At 66.9% G+C, this 12,139-nt stretch carries 14 protein-coding genes; 12 read left to right on the forward strand and 2 right to left on the reverse strand.

What is annotated here, in order from left to right:
- Positions 1-648: 648 nt before the first annotated feature.
- Positions 649-1,458, reverse strand: a complete 810-nt coding sequence (locus IEZ17_RS23585; protein ID WP_067120269.1) for a hypothetical protein — start codon at positions 1,456-1,458, stop codon at positions 649-651.
- A gap of 30 nt (positions 1,459-1,488) precedes the next feature.
- On the reverse strand, positions 1,489-2,427 hold the full coding sequence (locus IEZ17_RS23590; protein ID WP_189303311.1) for a hypothetical protein: 939 nt from the start codon (positions 2,425-2,427) through the stop codon (positions 1,489-1,491).
- A 778-nt stretch (positions 2,428-3,205) separates the two neighbouring features.
- Here IEZ17_RS23590 and IEZ17_RS23595 point away from each other — a divergent pair.
- From IEZ17_RS23595 to IEZ17_RS23645, 12 genes are all read left to right on the forward strand, one after another.
- Positions 3,206-3,640 (forward strand): phage terminase small subunit, encoded by a 435-nt coding sequence (locus IEZ17_RS23595; protein WP_229852562.1) that lies wholly within the window; start codon positions 3,206-3,208, stop codon positions 3,638-3,640.
- A gap of 29 nt (positions 3,641-3,669) precedes the next feature.
- Complete coding sequence (locus tag IEZ17_RS42725) at positions 3,670-3,957, forward strand: hypothetical protein (protein ID WP_229852564.1); 288 nt, start codon at positions 3,670-3,672, stop codon at positions 3,955-3,957.
- Positions 3,958-3,981: 24 nt separating this feature from the next.
- The gene (locus IEZ17_RS23600; RefSeq protein ID WP_229852566.1) at positions 3,982-5,319 is read left to right on the forward strand and encodes a terminase large subunit domain-containing protein; all 1,338 of its coding nucleotides are present in this window, start codon (positions 3,982-3,984) and stop codon (positions 5,317-5,319) included.
- 33 nt (positions 5,320-5,352) lie between these two features.
- Complete coding sequence (locus tag IEZ17_RS23605; RefSeq protein WP_189303313.1) at positions 5,353-6,780, forward strand: phage portal protein; 1,428 nt, start codon at positions 5,353-5,355, stop codon at positions 6,778-6,780.
- The gene (locus tag IEZ17_RS23610; RefSeq protein WP_189303315.1) at positions 6,777-7,913 is read left to right on the forward strand and encodes a VG15 protein; all 1,137 of its coding nucleotides are present in this window, start codon (positions 6,777-6,779) and stop codon (positions 7,911-7,913) included. Before IEZ17_RS23605 ends, IEZ17_RS23610 begins: the two co-directional genes overlap by 4 nt.
- A gap of 3 nt (positions 7,914-7,916) precedes the next feature.
- Positions 7,917-8,414, forward strand: coding sequence for a hypothetical protein (locus IEZ17_RS23615; RefSeq protein ID WP_189303317.1), 498 nt, complete (start codon positions 7,917-7,919; stop codon positions 8,412-8,414).
- Positions 8,415-8,489: 75 nt separating this feature from the next.
- Positions 8,490-9,551, forward strand: a complete 1,062-nt coding sequence (locus IEZ17_RS23620) for a phage major capsid protein (protein WP_229852567.1) — start codon at positions 8,490-8,492, stop codon at positions 9,549-9,551.
- A gap of 70 nt (positions 9,552-9,621) precedes the next feature.
- Positions 9,622-10,074, forward strand: a complete 453-nt coding sequence (locus tag IEZ17_RS23625; RefSeq protein ID WP_189303319.1) for a hypothetical protein — start codon at positions 9,622-9,624, stop codon at positions 10,072-10,074.
- 2 nt (positions 10,075-10,076) lie between these two features.
- On the forward strand, positions 10,077-10,406 hold the full coding sequence (locus tag IEZ17_RS23630; protein WP_229852569.1) for a head-tail adaptor protein: 330 nt from the start codon (positions 10,077-10,079) through the stop codon (positions 10,404-10,406).
- Positions 10,406-10,789 carry a DUF5403 family protein gene (locus IEZ17_RS23635; protein ID WP_067120252.1) on the forward strand — a complete coding sequence of 128 codons (384 nt, stop codon included), beginning with the start codon at positions 10,406-10,408 and terminating at the stop codon, positions 10,787-10,789. Before IEZ17_RS23630 ends, IEZ17_RS23635 begins: the two co-directional genes overlap by 1 nt.
- Positions 10,790-11,287, forward strand: coding sequence for a phage tail termination protein (locus IEZ17_RS23640; protein WP_067120250.1), 498 nt, complete (start codon positions 10,790-10,792; stop codon positions 11,285-11,287).
- 25 nt (positions 11,288-11,312) lie between these two features.
- Positions 11,313-12,053 (forward strand): phage tail tube protein, encoded by a 741-nt coding sequence (locus tag IEZ17_RS23645; RefSeq protein WP_067120248.1) that lies wholly within the window; start codon positions 11,313-11,315, stop codon positions 12,051-12,053.
- Positions 12,054-12,139: the final 86 nt, after the last annotated feature.

Raw genomic sequence — 12,139 nt, forward strand, 5'->3', positions numbered from 1 at the left:
CGGCCTGTCGGCCTTGCGGTGGTTCCGACCCTAGCGGATCTTCCTCGGTCTGCCAAGTTCTCGCATTCGCTTCAACTTGACCGCCTTGCCAGGCAGTTGGCGGCGCCGCATCGTGCGGCCCGTTCTCGGTTGCCCGGTTCGGCGTGGCCCCCACCGTAGTCGGCGGCTTCCGTTCGAGTCAAGTTCTCGCTTTCGCTGGAACTCGAAGCGGCTCAGCCTTGGGTTCTGCGCTGCGCGCCTTGCCCGTTGACCTGTCCGCTTGCCGCCTTGCCTGCCTGCCTTGCGGCCGGTCGGTGTTGGCGACGGGTCAGAGCTTGGCACACGTCGGCGAGTAAGCGCAAGTCTCGCAATCGTGGGCCGGTTGTCCGCCTTGGGGGGTGCGGGGGGTGTGCGTCAGTGCGTGGCGCGCGAGGGTAGCGGAGGCCCCGGCCGGACCGTGCGGGGTGGGGGTATGACCCCCGGTACGCGAAAGCGCCGACCGCCACGTCTTAGCCGCTCGAAAACTGCCACGGTTCCAGGGTCGACCAATGACGAAGGGCCCGCCTGCCACCTGGGCAAACGGGCCCGCACGCGCGCCAAAGAACGCACCGATTTGTCTGATTGCCGTCGCCTCAGCGAGGGCCGCCGTACCTTGGAGCGGGCGGTGACTCAGGCCGCCTGAACTGCGCCGAGGTAGCGGTATCCGGTCCGCTCTGAGCAACCGAGGCGTTCCGCCAAGGTCTTGCCGTTGACCTTCGTGCCTTCGGACACCATGGCGGCGACGGTCTCCTTCACGACTGTCAGGGGGACCGCCTTCTTGGCACTGCCGTTGTGGCAGGGCTTGGGCTCTGACACCCCGGCGGTTGCCACTTCGCCGATCAGTTCCTCTGCCAATTCGTCGGCTGCGACTGTCAGCTCCTCGGCCGCCTCGGTCAGCTCGTCGAGGGTGTTCTTGACGCCATGAGCCTTGGAGAGGAGGACTCGGCCTTCGAGGTCGAGCGACTCGGCGAGGTCGGTTGCCATGAGGAGGAGGGACTCCTCCAGCTCGGTGATGCGCTGCTCGGCTGTCACGGAGGCCGGCGGGGTCGCCGCCATGTGGAGCATGTGTGCCACGACGAGTGGCGGCACCGCTGATACGACGGCGACGAGTAGCGGGGACGTTGCCATGTAGCTCCTGTCAATCAGGTGTGCCACGACCTGAGCTGACAGTGCCAGCCCGAGGGCGGCTCCGGCGCCGATGGTGGCAGTGACACGGCCTGGCGCTTGGGCGCGGCGGCGCACTTCGGAGATGACAGCGGCGCACGCGGCGTAGGCGGAGATGGACACCGGCATGAGCCAGGTGATCCAGCCGTGCCAGCCTGCCAGTTCTGCCATGCGGATCTCGCCAGGCACGGACATGACGAGGGCGGCGACGAGGACGAGCGGACGACCGCCGGTGAAGACGGAGCGGGCGTACCAGGGCATGTGCATCGAAGACATGGGCTTGCCTTTCAGGTCTACCGGTGGCGGTCAGGCAGCGGCCAGGGCGGCGCGGACGAGGGCGCGGCCCCGCGTGTTGGTGTCGATGGCTTCGTCGACCTGGGGCGCAGGCGTGTCGCTGTCAGTGCCAAGGAAGGCGGCGGCGCGGTCGAGTTCATCGCGGCAAGCACCGCACACGGTGCCTCGGCGGCCGAGCGGGAATGGCGCGCGGCAGACCTCGCAGCGAGCGCGGGTGTCCGGGGCAGGCTTCGGCTTCGGCTGCGGCCGGGCGGGCATTTGGTTCTTCAGCCGGTAGGAGATGAGCGCTGCGGCGCTGTCGACCTGTTCAGGGAGTCGGGTGGTCAAGGCGTTGGTGATCTTCAGGGCGCTGTGGCCCTCGGTGAGCCAGGCGGCGGCGAGCGGGGCCAGGCGGAGCACTTCGCTGGTGCTGAGCTTCAGGCGCCGGTCGGCTTCGCCGAGTGCGGCGAGCGCCTGGGCGGCTCGGCCGGTTTCGGCGTCTGCCGGGTTGTGCTTGGTGTTGGGGACTTCCTCCTCCTCGCGGGCCCTGGCCTGCTTGGTGCCCTCGCTGTCAGCGGCGGAGGGGTCGGGGAGGAGGTTCTTCCCCTGGTTCTTTTCTCCCTTGGGAGAGCCGCCGATGGGCCGACCGTCCGGCTTACCGACCGCCGGAATGTGGTCAGTCGGAAGATCGGTGACATGGGTCTCCGTGCACCACGTGCCGGTGCTGGGGTTCTGGAAGCGCTCGCGGCGGAAGTAGCCCGCTGCTTCGAGCTGCCGGAACGCCTTGGAGACGGCTGCCCGCCCTTCCTCTACGGCGTCGGCGAGTGACTCGACAGTGACCTTCGCGTCGTCGGGCATGGACAGGAGCGTGACGAGTAGGCCGCGGGCGACCAGCGACAGCTTCTTATGCCGTGCGGCCTGGTTGGGCACGACCACGAAGGCGTGGTCGTGGCGGTTACGATGCACGCGCATCGAGAGACAACCCCTCTCGGTGTCGGCCCCGGCGAGGTGTTCGCGCACCTACGACCCGGGGCCGTTTGCTTGGATGCTGCGCAACCTACGCGATACTTTGACTGCATGTCCAGCACGGTGACGACTGAGCCAAGATCTCGCCATCGGATGTGACGGGCGTCACCTGCTGGCTCCTTTCCGAAAAGAAGCCACCGCTCCGTATATATAAGTAGAGGCTTGAGCGAATTAAGTTCCTCGCCCATTGGGGCCCCTTCGGGGCCCACAGATCGAATCTCCTTCGCCGCTGCGACTTTCTCCCTTTGGCCCCTTCGGGGCCCCTCGGAGAAGACCTTCGCCGCTGCTCTCCTCCTTGAGGAATGTCAAGTAATAGGGAGGGAAGTTGGCTTGGTCTACTTCAAGTCGAAGAGAACGTCTGCCAGCGAACTGGGAGAAGATTCGGCGCCGCGTCCTGAACCGCGACGGCCATGAGTGCACAGCCAGAGACCAATACGGCGTGCGGTGTGCCGAGCCAGCCACCGACGTGGACCACATTCGACCCGGTGACGACCATCGAGAGGCCAACCTGACATCGCTCTGCGGGTGGCATCACCGGGTCAAGTCCTCCCGAGAGGGAGCCACGGTCAAGGCTGCCGTACGTCGGCGCCAAGACCGCAAGTTCCGCAGGACCGAGTCTCATCCGGGCCTGCTGTGAGCGCGCAGAGCTCTGGGCTTCGAGCCTGTTGAGCCGCGCCGGCCCCCGAGGTCTCCCCTCCCTCGGGGGCCCTTGACTTGAAAGGAGGTGGGCGAGATCCCTGGCCCCGTACCGAACCGCGAGGCGGATCTCGCCCGCCCCCGCGAACGCAAGGGTAGTGATGTCCAGTCGGTGACCAAGGGTGTCCTCCGAGACGTCAAGGTCCCCAATGCCGACCGGAATTGGCACCCGATCGCAAAGCGCCTGTGGGACTCGCTGAAGTCCTCCGGCCAGTCCGACTTCTACCAGAACAGCGACTGGGCTTTCGCCTACTCGCTGTGCGAAGACCTCAGCTATTACAAGAAGGCTGGCAAACGTTCCGGCCAGATGCTTCAGACCATCTATTCGGCCTTTGAACGGCTTCTCGTTACCGAAGGCGACCGGCGTCGTGTGCGCATCGAGCTTCACGAGCCCGAGGCAGAGGAACAGTCCGCTGCTGTACTCGCCATCGCCGACTACAAGCGGGATCTCGGCCTCGACTGACCGCCGCTCCCCCTGAGTTACCCGAGGGGGTGAGACCCATCGCAGCCCTGACAGCAGAAGAGATCGATGCCCTCGAACCGTCCTTCCTTGGCCCCACCTGGCAGCGCGAGCCTGATGGCGCGTGGAAGCTGCCCGAGCACACCCTCGGGTGGCAGATCGCCGGATGGTGCGCCGAGTACCTGAAGGCCGAGGACGGCGGGCCCTGGCGCTTCACGCGCGAGCAGCTCCGCTTCGTTCTTCACTGGTACGCCGTTGACGAGTCCGGCCGGTTCACACACCGGAAGGGCGTCCTTCAACGGCTCAAGGGCTGGGGCTAACCCGGTAAGGACCCCCTCCTCGCAGTGATCTCCCTGGTTGAGTTCGTCGGGCCGTCCCGCTTCTCCCACTGGGACAGCGGACAGCCGGTCGGCGTCCCACATCCCCAGGCGTGGGTGCAGATCGCAGCCGTGTCCCGCGACCAGACTCGCAACACCATGACCCTGATGCCGTCTCTGATCTCGGACAAGATGATCGAGACGTACGGCATCAAGGCAGGGGCCGAGCTGATCCGCGCCAACGGCGGCCGGCAGAGGCTCGAAGCGGTCACCTCGTCGTTCCGAGCCCTTGAGGGCGGCCGAGTCACGTTCACGGTGCTCAACGAAACGCACCACTGGGTGACTGGCAACAACGGCGACCGCATGTACGAGACGATCGACGGCAACGCCACCAAGAAGGACAGCCGTTACCTCGCGATCACGAACGCCTACCTCCCCGGGGAGGACAGCGTCGCCGAGAAGATGCGCGAGGCGTACGAGAAGATCCTCGACGGCCGGGCCGTGGACGTCGGCTTCATGTACGACTCGATCGAGGCGCACCCCGCGACCCCTCTGACGCCCGAAGCCATGCGCATTGTCCTGCCGAAGATCCGCGGTGACGCGGTGTGGCTGCGCGTCGAGACGATCCTTCAGTCGATCCTCGATACGACGATGGCGCCGAGCCGCTCGCGACGGATGTGGCTGAACCAGATCGTTGCATCCGAGGATGCCCTGTACGGCCCGGCCGAATGGGATGTGCTCCGCGACGAGACGTTGCTGCTCCAGCCTGGTGACGAGATCACGCTCGGCTTCGACGGCGGCAAGACGGACGACGCGACCGCTCTGGTCGCGCTCCGTACGAAGGACATGGCGGCCTTCATCCTCGGTCTGTGGGAGAAGCCGGACGGTCCGAAGGGTGACGGCTGGATCGTCCCCCGTGAGCGGGTCGACTCGGCCGTGCATGAGGCGTTCCGTGTGTTCGAGGTGCAGGGCTTCTACGCCGACGTGGCGCTGTGGGAGTCGTACATCTCCGAGTGGGACGCCACGTACGGCGAGGGCCTGGCCGTGAAGGCGCCGGGCAAGGACCGTATCGGCTGGGACATGCGCTCCAGTTTGAAGCTGTCGACGCTCGCGCACGAACGGCTGATGCGCTCGGTCTTTGACCGCAAGCTCAAACACGACGGCGACCGCAAGCTCCGCCGACACTCGCTGAACGCAATGCGCCGCACCAACAACTACGGAGTCTCGTTCGGCAAGGAGCGCCGCGAGTCACCCAGGAAGATCGACGCCTACGCCGCGCTGATGCTCGCGCACGAGGCCCTGGTCGATCTGCGCGCCCGTGGCAAGAAGGTTCGCAAGCGGACCGGCCGGGGCTTTTTCCTTTAACCGAATGCGAGATCTTAGCAAGGGTGGTGTCTCTTGGCTGCCTCCGTTTCGCCCGCCGCGCTCGCGCGGCAGCTCCTCGCCATCCTGAATCGGGACGGCGACCGACTGAAGCGGGTCGACGACTACCTCCACGGCCGTCATGACGACCCGTACATGCCGCCACAGGCCGACGACGAGTACCGACTCCTCGCGCGCCGCTCGGTCTCGAACTGGATGCCGTTGCTCGTCGGCACCCCGGCCCAGGCCCTGTATGTCGACGGGTTCCGGCCGGGCAGCACCGAGGACGGGTTGCCGGCCGAGGTCGAGACGACCTCGCCGGAGTGGGAGCACTGGCAGCGGTCGCGTCTCGACGCGCGCCAGGCCGCCGTCTATCGCGGAGCCCTGGCGTACGGCCACGCCTTCACCGTCACCGAGCGGGACGACAAGGACGGACTGGTGCGCACGAAGGGGCTGTCCGCGCTCCGGACGGCCGCTCTGTACGAGGACCCAGCGAATGATGACACCCCGCACGCGGCGCTGACGGTCACGGCCTGGCCGTCGGGCGATACGCGCGGCAAGGCGCGGATGTGGGATGCCGCGCACGAGTACGCCGTGACGTTCCGCGGCTTGGACGACGAGAAGAGCATCACGGTCGCCCCGCTGCGGAGGCACGGCTCGTCGGAGTGTCCGGTGACCCGGTTCGCCTCCCTCGTCGACCTTGAGGGGCGGACGCTCGGAGTGATCGAGCCGATGATCGCCCTGCAAGACCGAATCAATCAGACGATCTTCGACTTGCTTGTTGCGCAGACGTACGCCTCGGTGAAGGTCCGGACGGCCACGGGGATGGCGCCGCCTATTCAGCGCGACCTCGAAACGGGCGAACCGGTCCTCGACGCGCAGGGCAACCCCATCCCCCTGCCGATCAACCACAACGCGCGCCGGTTCCTCTTCGCCGAGGACCCGGACGTTCGTTTCGGAAGCCTCGACGAGACTCCGCTCGGCGGGTTCATCGACAGCGTGGACATGTCCATAAGGCACTTGGCCGCAGTCAGCCAGACCCCACCGCACCACCTACTCGGCCAGATCGCGAACCTGTCGGCCGAGGCCCTTCTTGCTGCCGAGACGGCCCTGAGCCGCAAGATCGCCGAGTTCCGTACGGCCTTCGGGGAGAGCTGGGAGAGGGTATTCCGCCTGGCCGCCGAACTGGCCGGCCACTCCGCCATCGACTTCAAGGGCGAGGTCATCTGGCGCGACATGGAGTCGCGGTCCCTGGCTCAGGCAGCCGATGCGCTCGGCAAGCTGCGCGAGCAGCTCGGCATTCCCGCCCGTGGCCTGTGGCGACGCGTTCCCGGCGTGACGCAGACCGAGCTTGAGGACTGGGAACGGACGGCCGAAGAGGACGACTCGGTAGGACAGTTGGCCACCGCACTGACCCGGGCCACACCTGAAGTCCCGGCCGCACCTGCGGCGGTTGCGGCATGACCAGTGCCGCACGGCAGGCGGAGACCGATCGGGCATCAGTGGCCTTCCATGTCGCGCTGAGCCAGATCGGCGCGAAGACCACGGTCGAGGCCCTGTCCCTGTGGAACGAGGTTCCGGCCGCGCAGCGCGCGGCTACGGCGTCGGGCTGGCTGCGGAAGGCGATCACGCTGGTCATGTCGAGGAGGCGCATGTCGCGCGACCTCGCTCGGGCCTACTACCGGCTCGCCCGCGCCCTTCAGACGGGCCGCACCGTCGCCGACCCGTACCACCCGGAGCCGACGCACGTCACGCTCGGCGACCTCCGGCGGGAGTTCGCCGCGCTGGCTGGCACCTATTCACCCGGCAACGATCAGGCGGGCGGGGCCGCGACCGGCGAGTCCGGGGAAGCCTCGTCCGCCCGTGATGATGAGTCCGGCCCCGCCGATCAGGATGCCCCGGAGGCGCCCAAGGTCGACGACGGTCCGGAGCTCGGCGACGGAGACGACGACTGGGAGAGGGTGCTCGTCGAAGAGCTCGACGGTCTCCGCGAGGAAGAGGAGCGCATCGAGCGGGAGGCGGAGGAGGAACTCCGCACGGTCCTGGATGCGCTCGGCACACAGAACCTCGACCGGCGGCTGTCCCGGGTCGACGACGAGCAGGCCGCGAAGGACGCCGATCGCCAGCGCGCCGAGGCTCACCAGCAGGCAGGCGCTCAACAGGCCGCAGCAGCCAGCCGAGTTGCGATGAACGGCGGCCGGTCAACGACGTGGAACCACATGCGGCGTGATCGCCGCTCCCTCGGGTACGTCCGGCTGTCGCGCACAGGGACGCCGTGCGGCTGGTGCGCGATGCTGATCAGTCGGGGCCCGGTCTACAAGAGCCGCGAGTCCGCCACCTTCGCGGACGGCGACCGCTATCACGACAACTGCCACTGCTACGCGATGCCGGTCTTCTCCTGGCAGCAGTACGGCTCATCCGAGCTGTTCGCCCTGTCCCGCGAGTACGAGGCCCTGTGGCCCAAGGTCACCCGAGGACTCAGCGGCAAGGCCGCAGTGAGCGCTTGGCGGCGCTTCATCCGCCAAAAGCAGCGCGAAGCGCACAAGGCCGCAGCCCAGGAGGCGCGGCGATCCACGACCACAGCCCAGGAGGCGTGACCCGTGTCCGAACAGACCCCTGCCCCGACCGACGAGCAGGCCAGCGAGAACGAGCAGTTCCAGGACGAATCGCCCTCCCCGGAGCCGCAGGCCGGCGCCTCGGAAAGCGACCTCCCCGAGTGGGCACGCAAGGAACTGACCAAGGTACGGGGCGAGGCCGCCTCGTACCGCACGCGGCTCCGTGATGCCGAGTCGAAGCTCTCAGAGGCGAAGTCGCCGGAGGAGTTCGAGGCCGCGTTCGCCGAGGTCAAGGCAAAGAACGCCGAGCTCGAACGCTCGGTCCTCGTCGGCTCGGTCGCCCGGAAGTTCGACCTCCCTGACGAGCTCGCCTCCCGTCTGCGCGGCGAGACGCCCGAAGAGCTGGAGAGCGACGCGAAGGCGCTTCAAGTGCTGCTCGCCCCGAAGGCTCCCCCGTCTCTCGGTGGCGGCCTGAATCCGTCCGACGAGGACGACGGCGAGATGGACCCGCGCAAGCTCGCTCGCCGCACTCGGCGCGTTTAGCGCCATGAAGAAGCGTTTCCCCTAACCCCCGAGCCGACCGGCCGGGGGTTTCCCCATGCCCCCGGAGTAGCTCTTTTGCCCACCACACAGCACCAGGTCGTCAAGCCGCAGAAGCTCGTGAACACCGCAGTCGGGATGCTCGAACAGGAGTTGATCATCCCGAACCTGTTCCAGAAGCAGGGACTCGACGCCTTCAAGGGCGCCGAGAACGACACCATCTCCATGAAGGTCGAAGGCATCCTGCCGTTCCACGACTACGCGTGGCGCAACGACCGCAGTCAGCCGATCCAGTTCGACGAGTACAGCGAGCGCAAGATCGCTGTGAGTTTCGGCGGCAACTCCTACAGTGCCGTCAAGCTGACCGACGAGCAGAACGACTTCGATATCGACCAGTGGTCGAAGCTGCTCCGCCCGCAGGTCAAGGCGGTCTCCCGCGGCCTTCAGCGCCGCGCGGTGAAGACCCTGACCGGCCAGGCGTACAACGTCACCATCGGCAACGCGGCCCAGAACCTCCGCTCCGCGCTCATCGAGGCCCGACGCGTCCTCAACGCCTTCCACGCCCCGCGCGAGGGCCGCTATCTCCTGGTCGGCTCCGACTTCGAGTCGGCGCTACTGAACGACGAGAAGCTCAACTTGGCGCAGAACGTGGGCGATTCGGAGGCTGAGTCCGCGCTTCGCACCGCAACGCTGGGCGAGCGGTTCGGCTTCCGGATCGTCGTCGACCAGACCATTCCGAGCGACGCCGCGTACGCCTTCGCCTCCAGCGCCTTCATCTTCCTGTCCGGCGCCCCGAGCGTCCCGCAGTCCGTTCCGTATGGCGCTACCACCAGCTTCGAGGGCATCGCTCTCCGCTGGATTCGCGACTACGACTCGCTGTACCTCCAGGACCGCTCGGTCGTGAACACGTACAACGGCTTCCGCTCCGTGACGGACATCCTTGTCGGCTGGGACGACGCCGCCGAGAAGGAGATCATCTCGACGCAGGAGCACTTCGTGCGCGGGATCAAGCTCTCCCTCGACGGCAAGAGCGACTACCCCGAGGCCGCCTCCGAGCTGGCCAAGATCACGGGTGTCTCTGACGCGAAGGTCTGGACTCCGACCGGCCCGAAGCCGGAGGACGACCCGGCCAACGCCTGACCCCCGCGGCGCAGGGGCCGGTGCCATGTGTGCCGGCCCCTGCTTGGTCTGCCCGAAAGGAGGTTGAGACGTGGCGTACGCGACGCTCGACGAGCTGAAGGGCCGCCTCGACTGGGAGTTGGACGAGGACGAACTCCGCATCGCCTCAGCGGCGTTGGAGGATGCCTCCGACTTGGCGGTGACGTACGGGCGGGAGTGGCCGGAGGCCACGGCTCCTCGCCTGGTGAAGACGCTCGTGCTGAAGTCCGCGGCGAGGTACATGCGCAACCCGAACGGCTACACGCAGAGCCGGGCGGGAGACGAGACGCTCGCCTGGTCGGACATCGGTCGCGACGCGGGCTCCATCTACTTCACGCGCGAGGAGATCCGGCTCCTTGAGGAGCTAGCCGGTCGCAGGCGAGGTCTCAGCAGCGTCCCCGTCTCGGCCTGGGGTACGCGGCTCCGCCCCGGCCGGTCCTCGGTCCCCGTCGACTACGGCGGCGACCCCTTCCCGCTGTTCGCTGACAAAGCGAGCCCCTGGTGAGCGTGCAACGACGACGCGGCCAGAAGGCGCGCGTCTGGCGAACGGTCGAAGTCGTCGACAACCGAGGCAACAAAGTCGTCGTGGCCGACCCCGAGGGCCCGATCTCGGTTCGGGCGGCCTTCATCCCTCAACGCTCCTCCAAGGCGGAGGTGCCGGGTCAGCAGCAGATCAACGTCACCAGGATGGTGGTCGATGCCCATCTCACGGGCGTCTCCCTGTGGTCACGCGTGGAGTACAACGGCCGTGAGTGGGACATCGTGTCCCCTCCCTCCTACCACCACGGCGACCGCCGCACCCGTCACTGGAGCATCGACATACGGGAGCGGCCCTGATGGCGAACATCTACAACAGCGTCGGCGGTAGGAAGCTCTCAAAGGTCATCGCCCTGAATGAGGGCGTACAGGCCGAACTCGAAGCGCGGACCTTCGAGATTGCCGTCCGCGCCGAGGAGATTCTTCAGCAGCACCGCGCCGACGGGCATTCGGAAATCCTCATCGAGGAGGGGAAGGTCGACAAGTACGTCATCCTCTCCGACGATCGCGGCCAAAGGGCCGCCATGTCGATCGAGTACGGGCGCAAGGCTTCCGTGGTCGTCCGCAAGGACAAGCACGGGAACGAGTTCCTGGACGTCGTACCCGAGATGGATGGCCTGTACGTCCTGGCCACTGCATCGAACCTTCCCAAGAAAAGGAAGGGCAAGGTGAAGGTCGACTAAGTGGCCGGCATACCAGACCACATCAAGGCCCTCGCCGAGCTCTCCCCCGTCGAAGACCTCTTGCTGGCCATCCTCCGCAAGGGTCTGCCGGGCATTCGTGTGAAGTCCCTCATCGACCAGCACGAGAAGTTTCCTCTGGTGCTGATCCGCCGCGATCCGTCCTTCGGTCAATGGTCTGCCGACACGCGCTTCACGGACTCGGCGCGAGTGGTGATCAACGCCTTCGCGCCCGATCCCAACGGCGACGAAGACGCCGCGATCCTGAGCGAAGCCGTGCGTGTCACCCTGCGGGATGCCTGGCTCAAGCCTCAAGTCATCCCAGGCCGGGGGCACATCACCCGCGTCGACATGAACTCATCCCCTCGCCGGGCAAGCGACTGGGCCACGGCCACCGGTCCCGTGCAGTACGCGGACCTCCCCACGGACGTGTGGCGTTACGAGTCGATCTACGACATCCAGATCCGGAAGCCGCGGACGCGCCCCTACCCCCCTCCCTGAAATCCCCCAGTAAGGAGTGCGCCCCTTGGCGCTGAACGACAATGCAACCCTTGTCGTTGGGAGTGGCAATTACCTGACCGCGCCGGTCGGTACCGCCATGCCCGATGACCTTCTGGTGCCTGTTTCCCCGTGGCAGTCCGTTGGCCACACGAGTCTTGAGGACGTTTTCGGCATCACGTCCGAAGGCGGCGAGGCCACCACCATCGGCACCCTCCAGAACAAGTCTCTGCGAACGAAGTATTCGGCTCGTACTGAGACCATGACCTTCACGCTTCAGCAGTTCGACACGACTGGACTGAAGCTCTACTTCGGCGCCAACGCGCCGATCCTTCCGGATGGTTCGGTCGGCGTGCCTGCCGATCCGGTGCCCACTCAGTCGGCATTTCTCGCCATCTTCATCGACGGTGAGAACCACTTCGCGTTCTACGCCCCCAAGGCGGAGATTTACCGCAACGACGACATGGCGATTGCGGACACCGAGTCTCTCGCGGGTCTGCCGCTCGGCGTGAAGCCGATGACGCTCGGCAACAACTCCTGGACGTACGCGGTGACTCCGCTCGGCGGAACGGTTGCGACCGGCGCTACGGCCGGTTCGCCTGGCACGTACACCCCGGCCGGAGCCGTCGCCCCTGTTGACCTCGCCGCTCTCGGCGCGGTGATCGCCACCCCGTCGAGCGCTTGGTCTGCCGGTCAGCACGTCGTGCTCGGCGACAGCTCGAAGGCGCACTGGGACGGCTCGAACTGGGTGACCGGCCCGGCCGCCTGACCCCTTCCCAGCCCCCGGTGCGAGCGCACGCGGACCCCGTTCGCACCGGGCCCTCCCCTTTCTCGGTCCGCCCCAACTTCCGGAGG

Origin of the sequence: Streptomyces albospinus (assembly GCF_014648695.1) — a bacterium.
In the GTDB taxonomy this organism is placed as follows: domain Bacteria; phylum Actinomycetota; class Actinomycetes; order Streptomycetales; family Streptomycetaceae; genus Streptomyces; species Streptomyces albospinus.